Source organism: Halorhodospira sp. 9622, from assembly GCF_022228025.1.
Classification (GTDB): domain Bacteria; phylum Pseudomonadota; class Gammaproteobacteria; order Nitrococcales; family Halorhodospiraceae; genus Halorhodospira; species Halorhodospira halophila_A.
In genome coordinates this window covers 81,198-99,754 of the sequence record NZ_JAJNRE010000006.1, presented here as the reverse complement: position 1 = coordinate 99,754, position 18,557 = coordinate 81,198, and the positions used below count along the sequence as shown (strand labels likewise).

General features: G+C 67.6%; 13 protein-coding genes and 1 pseudogene. All 14 read left to right on the top strand.

Annotation, left to right across the window (positions count from 1 at the left end; all coding sequences use genetic code 11):
* The first annotated feature begins 2 nt into the window (after positions 1-2).
* The 14 genes and pseudogenes from LRG07_RS05135 to LRG07_RS14040 all read left to right on the top strand — a co-directional run bounded on the left by LRG07_RS05135 (position 3) and on the right by LRG07_RS14040 (position 18,277).
* Positions 3-680 (top strand): DUF6682 family protein, encoded by a 678-nt coding sequence (locus tag LRG07_RS05135; RefSeq protein ID WP_238641926.1) that lies wholly within the window; start codon positions 3-5, stop codon positions 678-680.
* A complete protein-coding gene (locus tag LRG07_RS05130; protein WP_238641925.1) occupies positions 673-1,332 on the top strand; it encodes a DUF6682 family protein in 660 nt (219 codons plus the stop codon). The genes LRG07_RS05135 and LRG07_RS05130 overlap by 8 nt, the downstream gene beginning before the upstream one ends.
* Positions 1,333-1,350: 18 nt before the next feature.
* The gene (locus tag LRG07_RS05125; protein ID WP_238641924.1) at positions 1,351-1,719 is read left to right on the top strand and encodes a hypothetical protein; all 369 of its coding nucleotides are present in this window, start codon (positions 1,351-1,353) and stop codon (positions 1,717-1,719) included.
* A gap of 130 nt (positions 1,720-1,849) precedes the next feature.
* Positions 1,850-4,039, top strand: coding sequence for a LamG-like jellyroll fold domain-containing protein (locus LRG07_RS05120; protein WP_238641923.1), 2,190 nt, complete (start codon positions 1,850-1,852; stop codon positions 4,037-4,039).
* Positions 4,040-4,075: 36 nt separating this feature from the next.
* Positions 4,076-4,474, top strand: a complete 399-nt coding sequence (locus tag LRG07_RS05115; RefSeq protein WP_238641922.1) for a hypothetical protein — start codon at positions 4,076-4,078, stop codon at positions 4,472-4,474.
* Positions 4,475-4,486: 12 nt separating this feature from the next.
* Positions 4,487-5,032 (top strand): hypothetical protein, encoded by a 546-nt coding sequence (locus tag LRG07_RS05110; protein ID WP_238641921.1) that lies wholly within the window; start codon positions 4,487-4,489, stop codon positions 5,030-5,032.
* A gap of 11 nt (positions 5,033-5,043) precedes the next feature.
* Positions 5,044-6,939 carry a hypothetical protein gene (locus tag LRG07_RS05105; RefSeq protein WP_238641920.1) on the top strand — a complete coding sequence of 632 codons (1,896 nt, stop codon included), beginning with the start codon at positions 5,044-5,046 and terminating at the stop codon, positions 6,937-6,939.
* Entirely contained in the window at positions 6,936-8,663 is a 1,728-nt protein-coding gene (locus tag LRG07_RS05100; protein WP_238641919.1) for a DUF1983 domain-containing protein, read from the top strand. The genes LRG07_RS05105 and LRG07_RS05100 overlap by 4 nt, the downstream gene beginning before the upstream one ends.
* Positions 8,664-8,741: 78 nt before the next feature.
* Positions 8,742-9,368, top strand: a complete 627-nt coding sequence (locus LRG07_RS05095) for a hypothetical protein (protein ID WP_238641918.1) — start codon at positions 8,742-8,744, stop codon at positions 9,366-9,368.
* Positions 9,365-10,219 (top strand): hypothetical protein, encoded by an 855-nt coding sequence (locus LRG07_RS05090; RefSeq protein WP_238641917.1) that lies wholly within the window; start codon positions 9,365-9,367, stop codon positions 10,217-10,219. Before LRG07_RS05095 ends, LRG07_RS05090 begins: the two co-directional genes overlap by 4 nt.
* Positions 10,220-10,231: 12 nt before the next feature.
* The gene (locus LRG07_RS05085; protein ID WP_238641916.1) at positions 10,232-11,977 is read left to right on the top strand and encodes a hypothetical protein; all 1,746 of its coding nucleotides are present in this window, start codon (positions 10,232-10,234) and stop codon (positions 11,975-11,977) included.
* A 2-nt stretch (positions 11,978-11,979) separates the two neighbouring features.
* Positions 11,980-14,514 carry a hypothetical protein gene (locus tag LRG07_RS05080; RefSeq protein ID WP_238641915.1) on the top strand — a complete coding sequence of 845 codons (2,535 nt, stop codon included), beginning with the start codon at positions 11,980-11,982 and terminating at the stop codon, positions 14,512-14,514.
* A 24-nt stretch (positions 14,515-14,538) separates the two neighbouring features.
* Positions 14,539-17,475: pseudogene (locus LRG07_RS14045) on the top strand (hypothetical protein); the annotation flags it as partial.
* Positions 17,476-17,836: 361 nt separating this feature from the next.
* Positions 17,837-18,277 carry a TnpV protein gene (locus LRG07_RS14040; RefSeq protein WP_370641500.1) on the top strand — a complete coding sequence of 147 codons (441 nt, stop codon included), beginning with the start codon at positions 17,837-17,839 and terminating at the stop codon, positions 18,275-18,277.
* The last annotated feature ends 280 nt before the right edge of the window (positions 18,278-18,557 follow it).

Sequence of the window (18,557 nt, the reverse complement as noted above, 5' to 3'; positions counted from 1 at the left end):
CGATGCCGACGGTGACCGCTGAAATGATCCTCAACCGGGCGGCACGCACGCTGCACGACGACACCGGCGTGCGCTGGACCCCGGAAGACCTGCTTACCTACCTCTCCGACGCCCAGCGCGAGATCGTCATGCTCAAGCCGGCGGCCAACGCCATCAATGACGTGGTGGCACTGACCCCGGGCACTCGGCAGCGGCTGCCGTCTGACGGCATGACCCTGATCGACGTGGTGCGCAACATGGGCAGTAATGGCGATACCCCCGGTCGCGCTGTTCGCTCGGTGCGTCGTTACATCCTCGATGCCACTCGCCCCGATTGGCATACCGAGCCGACGAGCGCCGAGGTCAAGCACTTCATGTTCGATGACCGGGATCCCAAGACCTTCTACGTCACCCCTGGGCAACCGGATCCGGCCTCGTACCTGGAAATCGTCTACGCCGCCTCGCCGGCTGAGGTGACCAGCACCCAGCAGGCGATTGGCCTGGATGATGTGTTCCAGACCCCGATCTTCTACTACGTCATGTCCCGGGCCCACGCCAAATCGAGCACGCCGAACCTGCAAGTGGCCGCGATCTACTACGAGCAGTTCCGCGCGGCGGTGACCGGGCGCTCGGATGCGCTGTTCGAGCTGCACCCGGATCAGGCGCAGAAGCGCATGGAGGAGAGCAGCGGCCATGCTTGATACCGCCGCCCTGGTCCGCAGCGTCCAGCTTGACCTCCAGGAGCACCCGGACTATCCGGCGTGGACCGACGAGCACTTCTCGGAAATGCTCCGGGCGGCCATGGACCAGCTTGCCCTGGTGCGGCCCGAGGCGTTCCAGCGGGTGGCGTCGGTCGCCTTGCAGCGGGGAGTCACGCACCACATCCCCGAGGACGGCGTGCGGCTGATCGAGGTCACGGCAAACGTGGACCAGGGCCTTCCCGGCGAGGCCGTTACGCGCGTCGATGGGGCGACCATGGCCCGCTTCGACCCGGCCTGGCGCAGCCGCCCCGAGGCCGACCAGGTGGACCACTACCTGTGGGACGAGCGCCAACCTCGGGTCTTCCACACCGTGCCCGCCGTGCGCTCGGGCACCCGCGTCCAGATCGTCTACATCCAGCAGCCCCCCGCCTTCGAGGTCGGCGAATACCCGACCCTGGAGCAGATGCCCAGCCACTACCGCGAGCCGCTGCGCCACTGGATGCTCTACCGCGCCTGGCTCAAGGGCACCCGCCCAGGCATCGAGCCGAAGGCTCAAGCCCACTACGAATGGTTCTACCACGCGCTCGGCGAGAAGGTGCCGACATCCCAGCGCGTAGACCCCCGCACCCAGGAGCCCCATCAGCGGGCCTAATCCAGACGAGGCAGCACGATGAGCGGATTTTCCAATCACTCCCGCGATATGGCCCTGAACCATATCTTCCGAACCGGCAACCGCTACGTCGCCGTGTTCAACGGCACGAGCGAGGTCAGCGCCAGCGGGTACGCGCGCAAGCCGGTCACCTTCGCCTCCCCGGAGAGCGCCCCAGGCGGCGGTCGGCGCGTACGGAACGCAAGTGCCGTGGAGTTCGACGAACCCCAAGCGAATTGGGGCACCGTCGATGCCGCCGCGATCTACGACAGCGAAACCGGCGGCAACCGACTGAGCGAGATCATCCCCCTGGAGGAGCCGCGGGACGTGCCCGCCGGCGATCAGGCGATCCGGTTCCCGGCCGGCGACCTGTCCATGGAGATCGACTAGCGATGAACGTGAGCGCGCAGCCGATCACCGGCCACTTGCTGCGGGCGCTGGGCTATACGCACGTCCGCTGGGAGCGCCGGGTGCGCGGGCGGGTTCGGTGGACGCGGAGGTTTGAATTGAGGGCAGAGGAATGAGCTACCAAGGTCAGTGGACAGGAAACGAACTGGACGAGACGGTTGGCTTTGTCCGAGAGCGGTTCCGGCGAGACGGGAATTGGGTAGAGGTTCCTGATTACGCCGTCAACGTCAAGGACTTCGGCGCGGTCGGCGATGGCGTTGCGGACGACGGACCGGCCATCCAAGCCGCCCTCGATTCGGTGAGAGATAACGGCGGCGGCGAGGTGTTCGTCCCGAGCGGAATCTACGCATACTACGGGCTTTACGATGAGTCCGATGGGACTATCGAGGGCTCAAACACCTGGCTCAAGAAGGAGTATTACAACTACTTCATTCCGAGCAACTGCCGTCTCAAACTGGCTCCCGATGCAGTGATGGTCCGCATGGCGGACGATGTTGGGAACGGCTGGATCACCAACTACACGAACGGCGAGGGCAACTCCCGAGGCGCCTTCAACATAGAGATTTGCGGCGGAACGTGGGACGGTAACGCTCCGGCTACGTCGGGGAACAACACCTGTATCAACATCGGACAGGCGACCAACGTCTATATCCACGATACCGTAATCAAGGACAACAACCGACACCATATCGAAGTTAACTCATCCCGCCACGTCCGTATCGAGCGGGTGGTTTTCGACACGATGGTGAACCCGTCCAGCGGGACGGAGGCTATACAGCTTGATGGGGCTTTTAACCAGACGGTCTATAAGACCATGTACCCCAGCCCTTACGACGACACCACCAACCACGACGTTCATATAGTCGGGTGCGTGTTTTGGAACACGAATTGCGCTATCGGCACGCACAGCCAGAGCGACGGGCGCTCCCACGAGAATATCATCGTAGAAAGGTGCCACTTCGAGCACGACAGCGAGTATTCCCACGGAAACAGAGAAATCCTCGACTTCCGTGACTACGATCAAGTGCTCATCCGGGGCAACTATTTCAAGAACGTGCCCACGGCAATCTACATCTACAACCGTAGCAACGGAGAACGCGGCCAGCACAGAATTGTCGATAACGTCTGCGAAGGCGTATTCAACACTGATGTTGTAATTGACGCCGAAGGAAACGGCTCTATTTCTGACGTGGTTATTTCGGGCAACCACTTCGGGAGCATCCAGCTTGATGAGGTTTCGCGGGTCATCGAGCAAGGGAACTTCCTGGGGCAACCGACGACCACTACCGGGGCGACGGTCGATTACCAGTCCACGAACAATTTTGTGGGCAACGATTGGGTCGGCAGCGATACCGGGAGCGTAGAGCCGGTAGAACCCGGTGCCGAAGCGATGTTCCTAGTAGCCCACGGCGACGACGCTGACGCCCTGCGCCCTTCCGGTTTTGCGGGAGGTACCTGGGTTGGAGAGGTGGAGCCGCTTAACTGGTCCTACCCCGATGTGTGGCTCGACGTGACGGACATGAGCTGGTCCATTGCGCCGCAACCAGGGGCGGGGACCGAACCCGAACCTGGTGACTACCACGCCGAGGTTATCACTGACGCGCCGGTAGCTTACTACCAACTGCTTGAGGAGTCGGGCGATGTTGCCGCGGAGTACAACGGGGACCATGACGGCGTTTATGAGTCAATGACTCTGGGTGAGGAAGCCCCGCTTGGGCTTTCCGCGGTTGAGGCGACCGAGGATGCAAGCCGAATCGTGGTGCCCGACTCCCCGGCACTAAGTTTCGGCGACACACAGGCTTGCACGCTGGAGGCGCTTATATGGGTGTCGCCGGAGGGTGGAACAAACCGAGTTTCCGACCGAGCACACATATTCAGAAAAGGCTCTTACGGCCACACAGATTTTGAGTATCTGTTTAGAATCCAAGACTTCGACGCCCACCTTCGGTTCCAGATCAACAGTGGCCCGGGCGGTACCGAGTCCTGGGCGCAGGTTGACTCCGTGCCCAAAGAGACGTGGTTGCATGTTGCCGCCGTTTACGATTCAGGCGTCATGCGTATATACGTCAACGGGGTTGAGTCAGCGGTCAACTCCTCGGCGGTTTCTATGTTTCGGCCGAGTGAGGACATAGCGGGGCTTGCCGTTGGCGGCGAGACGGGATTGGCCGATGAAGACCCCTTCTGGGGCGGTATTAGGGGTGGTTTCAACGGCCTCCTGGCCTCTCCCGCGGTCTACGACTACGCGCTATCTGCCGAGCGGATCGCCGCGCACGCCGCAGCAGCAGGGCTGCTTGATGACTAGCGCTGCCGCGTGCCGGGTTGAGGGGGAGGCGCGGGAATGAGCTATGTGACTTACACCGATGCCGACGGCCTTGTGTACCTGACTTCGGAGGGTCTGGCCTTGCGGGTGTTGGAGGCCGTCCCGTTCCATGATGTTTCCGCCCGCGGGGTATCGCAGACCGGCGCCCAGGCGGCTGCGGAACTCACCGAGCCGCGATTACTGCCTGTTTCTGCCACGGGCCGGGCGCAGACGGTCGCCCGTGCCAATGCTGACCTATTCGCCCGGTTCCACCACGCATCCGCTACGGGTCGAGCGCATACATGGGGCCAGGCCAGCGCCCAACTGGAGGCTCTGGGGGCGGCGGTCACCGCCCGGGGCCGCGCCCATACCCGGGCCACGGCTCGGGTCGCCTACCTGTACGGCTTCATCTACCGGCCCGCGACCGTCACCAACTGACCGGGGTTCCCCATGGAGAAGATCGACACGCTACTGCGGGACGTGCTGCCCGAGGCGCCCGGCTGCCCCAAGGTCGTGGCGCTGAACGCGGTGCGCCATGCGCTCAACGAGTGGCTGCGCGATGGCCGGGGGTGGCAGGTCCGACTGACGCTGACCCCGGCCGAGGATGGGGGCTACGAGTTCGAGCCCCTGGAGGGCTCGGTGGCGCTGGCCCTGGTCCACGCCCGGGACGCGGAAGGCGAGGTCATTCCGGCCCGCTTCTCCCCGCCCAAGCGCGTCGAGCCCGAGGGCGACGAGCCGGCGCACAGCGCCGACGTGCTGCTGGGTCTGGCCGAGCAGGCGAACGAGGTGCCCGAGTGGCTGCTGGCGAAGGGAGCGGAGGCCGTTGCCGCGGGGGCCAAGGCCCGGCTGCTGGTCATGCCCGGGGTGGAGTGGAGCGCCCCGGAACTCGGGATGCACTACCGCTCGGTCTACCGCGATCACCTATCGCGCTTCCAGCTTGAGCGGGCCCGCAACTTCACCACCGACCCGATCCGCACGGCGCCGAGCCGGTTCTAAGAGGGATCACCATGCACCATCGCACACGGTTCTTCCGGGGCTCCTGGCCGCGGCGCTCGGCTCGTTTGCTGGAGGAGGGGCAGGCCCAGGCGGCGCGCAACTGCGACTTCGACAGCGGCGCGCTGCGTCCCCTGCGCGAGCCCGAGCCGGTGGAGCTGGTGGACCTGGATGGCCACACGGTCGGGACGATCTACCGCTGGCGCATTGACGGCAACGACTACTGGCTGCGCTTCCCGGGGCAAGTGGACGTTGCCCCCGGCCCGCTCAACGACGACGTATGGCAGCGGATCTACTTCGCTGGTGATCCGCGCTATAACGAGCCGCGTTACACCTACACGCCGGCGGTTTACCAGGGTGGTGAGCGGTACCCGGTGACGAGCTACCGGCTGGGCGTGCCCGCGCCGAGCAATGAGCTTGCCGTCAGCGCCGTCGAGCCGCAAAGCGTAACCATCGACGCCATTCACCGGGAGTGGCCGATCCGGGTGGTCACGGATGGCGAGCACGGCCTAGAGGACGGCGAGGTGGTGCGCTTTGACATCGAGGCGCAGAGCCCGGATGAGGAGGAGGGCGAGAACCACCTGGCCGAGTACCTGAACCACCTCGACGGCTTTCAAATCCGGGTCGTCGATGAGACCACCTTCACGCTCAACAACACCGACGCCGAGAACGTGGCCTACAGCGCGTTCGTCTCCGGCACGTTCCGCCCCTTCTACCCGGAGGAGTGGCAGGAGGTGCGCTTTTACACGCACACCCTGGTCACCGAGCTTGGCGAGGAGGGGCCGCCGACACCGGACCCGGTGCAGATCACGGTCGGTGTGACGCAGGCGGTGGAGATCGAGCTTCCGCCGCTCTCGGTCGATGAGGGCGCCGGGCGGCTGATCGAGCGCCGGCGCATCTACCGCACGGCCTCCGGCAACCAGGGGGCGGAGTTTCGCTTCGTCGCCGAGGTGGAACTCTCCGATCAGAGCTTCACCGACACGGTGCGGAGCACGGTCCTGGGTACGGCGCTGGAGAGCACGGCCTGGGATCCGCCGCCGAAGGGGCTGCGCGGGTTCGACACGCACCCGGGCGGATTCATGCTCGGGTTCACCGACAACCGGCTCTACGCCAGCGAGCCGTACCGCCCGCACGCCTGGCCCGAGCAATACAGCCTGAGTCTGGACGAGCCGATCACCGCGCTTGGGGTGTTCGATGTCTCCATTGCCGTGGCCACGGCCGGGCGGCCGTATCTTGTCACCGGCTCCGACCCGCGCGCGCTCCAGGCCCGGCGCCTGGAGGTCAACGAGTCGTGCGCCTCGCCGGCGTCGATGGTCTCGTTCGGCTACGCCTGCGTCTACGCCTCCCCGGCCGGCCTGGTGCAGATCAGCACCCGTGGCGCCGAACTGCTGACCCATCAGCACATCACCGAGCGCGAGTGGGCAGCGTACAAGCCCGAGACGATCCGCGCCTTCGAGTGGGGCGGGCGCTACGTCGGCTTCTACGACGGCGGCGGGTTCATCTTCGACCCCCGGCAACCGGAGCTTGGCTTCATCGACCTGGACCTGGAGGCCATCGCCGGGCACCGCGACCCGCTCGATGACGGGCTCTACCTCCTCGACCCCGAGGGGATGATCCAGCGCTGGGACAGCGCCGATGCGCGGATGCCGATGCACTACCGCTCGCCGCAGTTCCCGGTCCCGCTGCCGGCCAACGCCGGTGCCGCGCAGGTGATCGCGGCCAGCTACGAGAACACCACCTTTCGCCTGTTCGCCGACGGCGAGCCGGTCCACGAGCATACGGTCACCGACCCCGACCCCTTCCCCTTGCCGGGGGGATACCTGGCTCGATCCTTCGAGTGGGAGGTCACCGGCACCGACACGGTGGATGAGGTCGCCTTCGGGGATAGCATGGAGGCGCTGGCGCAATGAGCAAGCCGACCCGCACCACCCAGCTTCCCAGCGTGCCCACCGACGCCAGCCCAGCCGAGCGCCAGTTTCTTGACGCGGTGAAGCAGGTCATCGAGCTTGGCGAGGGCCAGCGGGGCGACCCGCTCGATGCCAAGCTGACCCGGCGTGACCTGGTGGAGATGGGGCTCGCCAAACTCAAGGAGGGGCTGCGCGCCGGTGTTGGCGTCGGCGGCACCCTGGAGCCGGTCGAGCCGCCGCCGAACGTCACCACGCCGCCGCGGGTGGCTGACTTCCAGGCGCAGGCCGCGTTTACCCGCGTCATTCTCACCTGGGGGCGGCCGCAGTACAGCAACCACTCCCACGTTGAAATCTGGCGTGCGCAGGTCGCCGACATCGGCCAGGCGGTCATGGTCGGGGTGCAGTTCGCGCGCATCCACACGGATGTCGTGGGAAGTAGCTGGAGTGGCTACTATTGGGCCCGCAACGTCTCCCTCGCCGGGGTCCGGGGCCCGTTCTCGCAGTCGCGCCAGGCCGAGACGGCCCGAGACGCCGACTACTTCCTGGAGCAACTCACCGGCGAGATCACCGAGTCCCAGCTTTACGACAGCCTGAACCAGCGCATCGACCTGATCGACGGCGACATGGATGGTTCGGTCAACGCCAGGGTGGCCCATGAGCGAGAGGAGCGGATTGAGGCCGATGAGGCGCTAGCCCAGGACATCACGCAGGTTTCAGCCAGCGTCGGCGAGAACCAGGCGGCCATCGAGGAGCGGGCCAAGGTCACTGTGGACGGCGAGGACGTGAACGCGCAGTGGACGCTTCGCCTCCAGACCACCAACGACGGTACGCCGGTGGTCGGTGGCATCGGCCTGGAGGCCGACGGTGATGCGGTGACCTTCGGGCTCAACGTGGACCGCCTATGGCTCGGTCACCCATCGGTGGACTACACCCAGGAGGGCAAGGTCTTCCCCTTCGTCGTGGACGGCGGGACGGTCTATTTGAACGAGGCCGTCATCAAGGATGCCTCGATCAGCTACGCGCAGATCAAGCAGGCGGCGGTCGATCAGATCGCTGCCGATTCCCTGGAGGCGACCGAGGCGTACATCGGCGACCTGAACGTATGGGATCTTGGCGTTGAGAACGCCATCCAGAGCGACAACTTCGCGCCCGGAAACTCCGGTTTCAGGATCCGGCGTGACGGTACCGCCGAGTTTATGAATGGGTATTTTCGGGGCAATATCCATGCAACCTCGGCGGATATTGATAATATCCTCACCCTCGGCGGCAACAATGTCGTTATTACGCGGGGTTCCAATCTGACCTCAAGGAACCTGAGCACTTCCTGGCGCGAACTCGGCAGTGTGAATCTCAATTCCGAGGGGCAGCCGGCGCGTATTGACGTGATGGCCATGTTATTCGGCGCGGACATTCCTGTAGATAGCAGCCAATGGTATGTCTCATTCAGCCAGGGAAGCACCAGCATAGGCCGCGTGCAGGCCCGCCTTTTGAAAAACGGGAGCACGGTGCATAGCTGGGGCAACGTCGGCAGTTATGTGACGTGGGCCCACTCCCTTGGCTACCTGTATATCTTCTCGCAGGGGTTGGGTCCAATGAGCCTTTCGTACCTCGATCAAAGCCCGGGAACCGGGACGAATACCTATACGGTCCAGGCCCGGTATACGGGCTCGAATATGGCCTTTGAAAATCGGGGCGGCACGATGACGGCGACGGGGCTGAAACGATAAGCGCGCGCGCTTTTGAGGGAAACGATCTTGACCCAATCCGTTTATGAAGCAACGGACCCACGGCGCATACAGAAAATCATGGACAGCCCCGAGGTCGCGGGCCGGTGCGGCCAAGGCAGTGCTTGGGACGCCTACCTGAGCGACCCGGCGACCACGGTGCTGGGGGTCTACGAGGGTGGTGAGATTACCGGCATTTTCGCCATCGACCGGATCAGCGATTCCAGTGCGCAGGTTCACAACCTGCTCACCCGCCGCTGCTCGGACAAGGCCGAGGCGGTGCGCCTGGGGCAAGCGCACGCCTTCGGCGCCCTGGGCTACTCGCGGCTGCTTGGCAAGGTCGAGGCGGACAACCGCCCGACGCTGCACATGGCCGCCAAGAGCGGGATGCAGCGGCTCTACGAGCACGAGGGCGAGGTCTACACCGCGCTCAATATCCAGGACTGGCCCTGGCGCCTGGAGCGTTGGATGCGAGCGGCCTCGGGGCTCGACGGACCCTTGGGGATCATGCTCGGCGCGCTGTGTAGGCTGATCCATGCCGGGGGCGCCTTGCGCGGGGCGGCGCTCTACAACGAGTGGGCAGCGGTTCACGAGGCGCCGATGGTCCAGGTCCACCGATACACGCACGATTCCGCCATCGTCCATTGCGACGGGGCGTTCTACCTGATCCAGCCCGGCCGGGTTGAACCAATCGAGGTGACAGCATGAGCGGAGGACGCAGCGCGGCCCGGCGTGAGCGGCGGCGGATGCGCGAGGCCCAGGAGCAAGCCAACAAGCTGGCTGCCCAGCGGCTCAAGTGGGCCCAGGGGCAGATGGATGAGTACAACGACCTCTACGGCGATCTGGAAAGCCGGATGATCGCCGAGGCCGAGCGTGGCGCCCATGCCGACTACGCAGGCGTCACGGATCGGGCCGCGGCCGATGTCTCGCAGCAGTTCGAGCGCCAGCGCGAGGATGAGCGCCGGCGCATGGCCGCTTTCGGCATCGACCCGAGTTCCGGGCGCTTTCAGGGCATGGACCGGCGGGCGGGGCTTGCCGAGGCGACGGCCACCGCCGGCACCGTCAACCATGCGCGTCGGGCCGAGCACCAGCGGGCGCAGGCGCGTACCGATGCGCTGCGCGGTGGGGCGATGAGCATGGGCTCGCACCGTTTCTCGCTGGCGCACTCGGCCACGGACGCAGCCCATGCCGGGCGGGTGAGTACGAAGCAGAACACGGCGGCGATGCACCAGGCGGAGGCAGGCGCGGCGGACGCGCGGGCCGCGGGCACCGGACAGATGATCGGCACGGTCGTAGGCGGTGTCGCAGGCGCCATGATCGGTGGGCCGGCGGGCGCCATGGCGGGCGCGTCGATTGGCGGCGGCGCGATGGGCGGTGGCGGCGGTGGACCAACCTTCCAGTACACCCCCAGCGCCGCACCGACGGCAGCCCCGGCCTCGGGCAATACCGCCGGGCTGTGGCGCCCCGACCCGACGAACAACGCGCAAGTCGCCACCCACGTCCACGGCACGCCCTCCACCGGGTTTGGGCTCTCCCCCTGGCAGCAGCAGTACCAATAGAGGAACGCGATCATGGCTGGATTCTTCGGCGGCATGGCCCAAGGGCTGACCCAGGGGGTGAGCACCGGCGCGCAGCTTCGTAACCAGCGCGAGATCGCTGGTCTGCGACGGGCGCAGAATGAGCGCGCGCAGCAGGTCCACGATCAGCAGATGGCCGAGCACCAGCGGGCGCAGATGCAGCGCACCGCTCGGGACTTCTACGGCGCGATGCAATCCGGCGACGAGGCGATGGCTACGCGGATCGTCCAGCAGAACCCGGAGGTCTTCCGCGCGGCGTTGCACCTGAACGAGAAGCGCCACCCGATTGGCGCGGCGCAGGTGTCCGACGATGGCGAGTGGTCGCTTCTGATCGGCTCCGAGCACACCGGCACTGCCGGGCTGTGGACGCAGGATGGGCAGCCCTCGGCGCAGGCCGAGGATCAGGTGCTGGGCTTCCGGCCCGAGGACGTGGCGCGCTTTGCCGGGATCGAGGCCCCGGAGCCGGACCTGGAGTGGCGCGAAGGGGTGTACTTCGATAAGCGCACCGGGGATCCGGTGGCCGATCACCGGGAAATGATGAGCCAGGGCTCGCAGTTCAGCGAGCCGATGCGCCACGAGGAGCTTGGCTGGGTGCAGCGTGGCCCGGATGGGCGGCTCTACCAACTCGACGCACCCGGGGCTTCGGGCACGGGCGCCGGCGGCGCCGGGCTGGACCTGACCCCGGGCAGCACCGACTACAACCGGATCTACGACACCCTCGGCCAGCAGGTGAACAACTACGTCCGCCGCCAGGTAGGCGAGGAGTTCATCGGCGACCCGAACGTGGCCCATGTCGAGAGCTGGGCGCGGGATGCGGCGCTAAACGTCTACCGCCAGGAGGCCGAGGCCGGGCACCTGATGCCTCCGCACGAGGTTGGCAACGCCGCAGCCCGGCTGGCCTTCTCCGGCGACTACCCACTTTTGCACCCGCAACGCGCGATGGAGGCAGCCGCCGAGCAGATCGACCAGGAGCGCAAGGAAGCCGGCGAGGGGCGCATGAGCCGGCGCCATGTGGATGAAGAAGCGGTACAAGCCCGCGCGCAGCAGATTCAGGCGCAGGAGGCCGAGCGTCTGCGCGCGGAACTGGCCCAAATGTACGCCGGCCAGGGCGCGGGCCGGCAGGCCCCCGGTCAGCAGATGACCCCCGGCGGGCAGCAGATGTTCGCCGGGCAGCAGGCGGAGCAAGGACCGGGCGCGGCCGACGCGCTCCCCTACCGGGATCAGCGCACGGGGCTTTCGTTCGGCGAGGGCATGGCCGGCGGGCCCATCTTGCCGCGGGATCAGTTGGGGATGGGTCTCGAACGCCCTGAGACAATCTCCAATAACCCGGTGCGGGTCAACGACAGCGCCGCCGTCCAGGCTCGGAATCGGGCGCTCGATGCGGTGGGCGATTCCATGCAAACGGCCCGGGACTACTACACCGACCCCGACGGTATGTACCAGCGGAATACCGCTGGGCTGCGCGAAGGCATCGGCAAGGCCGGCGATGCCTGGTGGCGGGGTTACGAGACCGTCGAGGGCGTTCGTCAGAACGTCGCCGGGCTGTTCCAGCGCCGGGCCGAGGCCCCGCCGGAGGATGTGGCGGCGACCATCGAGGAGGTCGTTCAGGGGCGGACCCCGAGCCGGGATGCCCTGGGCAAGACGATCCGCTGGGCGCTGGAGCATGAGGATCAGGTCGATGCGGCGCTGATGCGCCGGTTGCGTGAATTGGCACGCCGGACAATGGAGAGGGCCGAGTAAGCATGGTGCAGCTCGAGGGCGGGTGGAAGAATCAGGGGCTCACGGACCAGGAGCGTGCCCTGGACGGCAGAGCTGTCATGGCGGCGCAGGATAGCCAGCGCACGTTTGAGCGGATCCGTGCTCAAGTCCCACGCTGGTCCCCGGAGCGCAAATCCCGCCTGGTCACGCGCTTGGCCGAGGAGGGCCTGAGCCCGACACAGATCCGGCAGCAGATCACCCGTCTTGGCGTCGATCCCGCCGAGGTGGAGGGGACGCTGGCGAAGCTGCCGCAGCCGGTGACCGCCGGCGCCCCGATAGCACCCCGCCAGGAGCCGGCTCCCGCCCAGGCAGCCACCCCGGAGCCGTCACTGCAGCCCGAGCCCACCGCGCAGCCGAGCGGCCCCGAGGACTGGTCGGACCTGATGCGTGGCCTGGATGAGTCGGTGCATCGCAAGGCCGTGGCCGAGCGCCATGCCGCCGAGCGCACCGTCGCCGGCCATCTGGTCGAGGCGCCGAAGGCCGTGGCCCGTGGTGCCACGGGCGCCTTGGGCGAAACGCTTAAGGGCTTTCAGCTTGATGTGGACCGGATGGAACATCGCCGGGGTGTTGGCCCGAATCGCCCGGTGGAGGAAGGCGGGCTGTATCGGCTCGGCTCCTACTTCTCCGAGGGGGTTCGGGACCGCCTGGCGCCGCACCCGGCCTATGAGCAGAGCTTCGTGCAGCAGGCGGCCGAGGGTGGTGGTTCGCTGGCGTTCTATGCCGGCCTGGCCGTGGTGGGCAGGGGCGCGGGCATGACCCGGGGTGGGGCGCAGTACGTCGCCCCGGCGCTCTCGGCGCAGGCGGCCGGTCAGTCCGAGGCGTATCAGAACGTCAAGCAGTTCATGGAGGAGAACCCGGAGCGGGCGGCCGAGCTGGGCATTGACGATGAGTACGCCCTGGAGCTTTCCGCGGAGGGCCGTCTGCCGGGTATCGTGCAGATCCTCTCCCTGGGGCCGATCCTGCGTCAGATCCCGGAGCCGATGCGCCCGTCGGCCAGCGCCTATCTGTTGCGCCGCATGGCTGAGGCCGGCGTGACCGAGTACACCGTCGAGAATGCCGGCGCGCTGTTGCAGAACCTTCTGCGCCGTGAGTACGACGAGGACCACCCCATTTGGGACGAGGTGCCCGAGCGCGGCGAGACGGCGGCCGTTGGCGCCGCCGCCCTCCAGGCGCTCCTGTTCCCGCTCCAGCGCCGCGGTGCGCGCGCCCCGTCGGCCACCCGTGACACCGAGCAGGATGCCCCGCTCGATTCGCTCTACGGCCAGGAGGAGCAGTCGCCCACGGCCGCGTCCGAGCGATTCGAGCGTGTGCAGCCGGAGGATGATGCGTACAGCCAGGCGGACACGCCGCTGGAGCAAGAGCAGCCGACCGAGTACGAGGCGGGCTGGGTGGCCCGGACGGGCACCTACGCGGACCCGGTTGCCGAGGGCGAGGAGCCCGCGCAGCAGGCGCCGCACGCCGAGCCGTCGATGGCCGCCGATGAGATCGGGGTGGAGTTCCCGATGCAGGAGGTGCCGGTCGCGCAACTCCAGCTTTCGCACGACGTGCCACAGTTCAAGCGCGGGGCGGATGAATCGGGGGTGGTCGAGCCCCTGGGCGGTCAGTACGAGCGCCTGGGCACGGCGCCGATCCTGGTATGGGAGCGTGAGGACGGCCGCCAGGAGGTGATTACCGGGCGGCACCGGCTGGATCTGGCTCGGCGCACCGGTGAGCAGACCATTCCGGCACAGGTCGTGCGCGAGGCCGACGGCTTCACGCGCGAGGATGCCATGGTCGCGGATGCGGAAATGAACATCCGCGACGGACAAGGGGAGGTTGCCGACTATGCGGCGTACTTCAAGCAACGCGGAACGGATGAGGCGCAAGCGCAACGCCGAGGCTTACTCGAACGCGCTAAGGGCCGAGATGGATTCGCCATCGCGTCCCAAGGATCGGAAACCCTTTATCAACTACACCAGAGTGAGCATATCGGGGACCGGCAAGCGGCAGCGGTAGCCCGGGCAGCACCCAACGACGAGCGGCTGCAGGCGCTCGGCATCGAGCGCATCCAGCGCGGGGAGAGCATCGAGACGGCCACCGCCATGATGCAGGCGGTGCAGGCGATGGGCGCCGAGGGCCGCGGGCCCGAGCAGGTGGATCTGTTCGGGCTCGATGACTCGGCCATGCGCCAGGCCGAGGAACTGGCGAAGAAGGCCGCCGCGCGGCAGCGGGAGATCAGCGAGGACATCCGGCTTCTGCGCAACCCGTCGAAGAACCCGCAGCGCGCCCGCGAGCTGGGAATCGACGTGCAGGATGAAACCGGCGCCCGCGAGCGGCTGCGCTCCCTGGAGGCCGAGCGCGAGCGGTGGCAGCGCTGGCACACCGACCCCGAGCTTCGCCGCTCGCTTCTCCAGCAAACGCAGGGCGAGGCGCCAGCGCAGGAACCGGCGCAGGAGCAGCAGCCCCCGGGGCCGGTTGCCGAGGGGCAGACCGACCTGTTGGGCCAGGCCGTGCCCGAGCAGCGCGAGGCCCGGGCCTAGACTCCCACCCCGACGCAGGGCGACATGATCGGGGGCGCCACGCCGGAGCAGCAGCGCCTTCACGACGAGCAGCGCGCCGTTGATGAGCGCCTATCCGGCGGTGAGGCCGGCCACGTCCCGGCCGGCGCCGGCGAGGGGGCGCTGTTCGATGGCTCGCAGGCGCAGACCGACATCGCTGACGCCCCGGCCGCCCCGGAACTGGTCTACAAGGCCGATGGCAGCCCGTACCCGACGCAGGCCGCCGCCCGTGCCGCCGCGCGCAGCCGCAAACTCTCCGATCACACCCCGGAGCAAGTGGGCGAGGGCGCCTGGGCGCTTCGCCCCCCGCAGGCCGAGCCGAGCGCGCAGACCGCCGCCCCGGCCGAGGCCGCCACCGAGCCGTCCCCGGAGGCCGTGGCCGAGCCGACGCCGGAGCCCCAGCCCGCCGCGGAGCCGGCCGCGACCACCCCGAGCGAGCCCTTCACGCCGACCCACGAGGCGTCCGACGGCGAACTGGTCCGCGCCCTGGAGGACGAGGACGGGGTGTACGTCAACCAGGCCGGTGAGGAGATCATCGACTCGGGTGCGCGCCCTCTCCCCGCCGAGCGCCAGCAGCCGGTGGAGGCCGCCGAGCAGACGGCCGCCGAGCCCGCGGCAGCGCAGGGCGCCGAGGACACGGCGAGGGCCCTGGGCCTCGATGGTGACCTGTACCACGGCACCGCCGCCGGTATCGACTTCGACCGCTTCGACGCCGCGCGCTCCGGTTCCGGCGTCGGCATGAACGCCTTTGACCAGGGCGATCACTTCTACCTGACCGAGAGCCGCCGGGCCGCCGAACTGTTCGGCCAGTGGGCCGAGAACAAGCGGGAGTTGCAAGCCTCGCGGATGCCGCCCGATGACGCACGCGGCTCGGTGCTGACCTTCCGCCTGGACCCGGATGCCCGCGTGATGCAGGTCGAGCGGATGCCCCGTGGCCGGGACCGTGCGCAGAAGGTGATCGACCAGGCGCAGGAGCAGGGCTACGACGCCATCGCCTTCCCCGAGCGCGGTTTCGAGACGGTGGAGGGCTCGCTGGATGTCTACAACCTGATCCGTTCCGAAGGACTCCCGCGCACCCTGATCGTGCTCAACGAGGATGCGTTCACCCGGACCCGGGATGAGGCGCAGGCCGCGGCCATTGATGAGCAGCAGCCCCGGCATATCCTTCGCGCACTCGGCGCCCCGCTGCCGCGCTCGAACGAGTCGAAGGGGGATGCCCGCAAGCGCGCAGAGAAGGCCCTGGAGGCGGCGCGTCGGATCGACGAGGGGGTGGACCGGCTCACCGGCAAGACGATCAAGGAGCAGATCCTCGCGCCCCTGGGCCTGGCCAAGAACGGCCGGGTGGCCGAGATCCGCGAGCGCGTGAAGCAGTGGCGCCGCGAGAACCCGGATTCGGCCCTCACCGAGCGCGCAGAGATCGCCCGGCGCTACGATGCCGGCAAACTGAGCGTGGCGGACGCCTGGGAGCAGGGTCTAATCCGGCAGCATCCCGGCGCTTTCCCGAAGAAGGTCCGCTCCCTGCTTCACGACACCGGCAACACCGGGGTCTACGACTGGCAGAAGGGCCTGGAGGAGTTCCTGGAGGCCCGCGACGATCAGAACGTCCAGGATAGCTACAACCTGAACCGTGAGGTCGCCGCCGGGTACTTCGACGGCGGAGAGATTGGCGAGATCCCGGCCCACTTGCGCCGGGTGCTCGCTGCCCGTGAGTTCGGGCTCGATGTTCCCGCCAAGGCGTGGGCCGCCTACGAAGACCTCTCCGATGTCCGTGCCGAGCGTGAGCGCAGCCGGGAACAGGCCGCCGAGCGCGAGCAGGAGCGCCAGCGGCAACAGGAGGAGCAGGCCCTCGATGCCGAGCGCCTGATGGAATACGACCGGGGCCACGAATCCGGCCGGCGCAAAAAGGCGATCAGGCGGGAGGCCGCGCGCCGTTTGCGTGAGCAGATGGAGCGTGCCGGGGATCCGCAGGTCCGCCGCGAGCTTGAATTGGCGCTGTACGTCGCCGACCGCGGGAGCTTTACGGACGAGCATGGGCGCAAACTCCTCTCCAACATGAGCCCCCGCGCCCAAGAGCAGGCCCGGGAACTCAAGCAGCAGATCATCGAGGAGGTGCGCCGCGACACCCAGGACCGGGATACCGAGTCCCTGGAGCGCGAGACACAGGAGGCCGAGGGGGGCTGGCTGCGCGCGCGGTGGCGGCGCATGGAGAATTACCAGCGCCAGCGCATTGCCGAGGAGGCCGGGGAGGCGGACCCGGAGTGGACCAGTCGCCAAGGGCATGAGCAGATCAGCGCATCCACCCTGGAGCGACTGCGCCCGCTCATCGAGCGCGATCACAGCGAGGACTCCCCGCGCACGCGCCTGGAGCAGATGCGCCCGAGCGAGCGCGTCCAACTCGCCCGGCGCGCGGGCCTGGAGGCGCGCAAGGGGCTGGCCGCCCCCCATGTCCTACGCGAGAGCGACGTGGAGGCGCTTGCCCGGCAACTGGAGCAGGAGTCGCCTTCGCGGGTCGATCAGGCGGCCGCCGAAACCGAGACCGCCCCGAGCGAGGCCCAGGCCGAGGCCGGCAACTACCGCAAGGGCCAGGTATCGCTGCACGGTCTGGAGATCAGCATTGAGAACCCCCGCGGCTCGACGCGCAGCGGCACGGCCGCCGACGGCACCCGGTGGGAAACCACCATGGCCGACCACTACGGCTATATCCGGCGCAGCGAGGGTGCGGACGGCGATCACGTCGATGTCTTCCTCGGGCGACAGGCCGAGGATCCGAGCCTGCCGGTGTTCATCGTCAACCAGGTGGACCCGCAGAGCGGCGCCTTCGACGAGCACAAGGTCATGCTCGGCTACCCGAACGAGCAGGCCGCCCGTGAGGGCTACCTGGCGAACTACGAGCCGGGCTGGCAGGGGCTTGGGTCTATCGAGGCGATGGACCTGGAGGGGTTCAAGGCGTGGGTGCGCAGCGATCAGACCGCCGAGCCCGCCGACTCCCTGGCCGGTCAGCTTGCCGGGATGGACGAGGCCGAGCTATCGGCGCTGTTCGATGAGGTGGCCGCCGAGCGTGGTGCCGCACAGACCGAGCGCCCCCAGGGGGCCCGGGCCAAGACGGCCGAGAAGCCCGATGGTAAGAAGCGCCCGCGCAAGCAACAGGCCCGCGCCGAGCAGCAGGAGTCGGTCGAGCGCACGGCCGCGGAGATCGCCAAGAGCATGGGCGGAAACCTCTCCAGCGCCGGGCAGGAGGCGGTGGCGGGGCTTGCCGCGCTGTTCGGGACCAAGGCCGGGCGGCTGAGTTCGGGGCTGTCCTTCGATGAGAACACCTACCAGCAGGCCAAGCCGCACTTTCAGGCGATGCTCCGCGACTTCCAGGCCGCCGGGAAGGATCTGCGTGCGTTCATCCGCGCGGTACTCGATAATTTCGGGACGGGAATCAAGCCTTACGTCCTGCGCTTTGCGCGGGATCTGCAAGAGGGGCAGGGCCATGGAGATCAAGATGCCGTATCTGCGGGCGATGCAGGAGCGGGCGCCGCAGATTTACCGCGAGCTGATGCGCTCCGGAACGATGGAGGAGCATCTGAGCGAGGTGTCGAAACAGGCGCACGCCATGTACCGAGAACTGACGGCCAACGCGCCGAAGTACCCGGACGGGGTGGTGAAGGAGCCGCATCACCGGGAGGCCGAGGAGATCGTGCGCGAGACGTTCATCGACTTCGAGAGCGACCCGGACGAGATCCACAGAACTTTACCGTAGAGCCCGGCGGGCTCCAGGAAACCCGCGGCCCGAAGCAGAAGGCGCAGGATAACCTGCGCGCCATCGAACTGATCCAGGCCCTTGAGGCCGAGGGTCGGCCGGCCACCCCGGAGGAGCAGGCGCAGCTTGCCCGCTACATCGGCTGGGGTGGGCTCAAGGGTGCGTTCCCGGACGCCCAGGGCGAGTACGCCAAGGGCTATCGGGACATCGGCACCCGACTGCGCGAGCTTCTGAGCGATACCGAGTACCGCACCGCCGAGCGCAGCTTGCAGTACGCCCA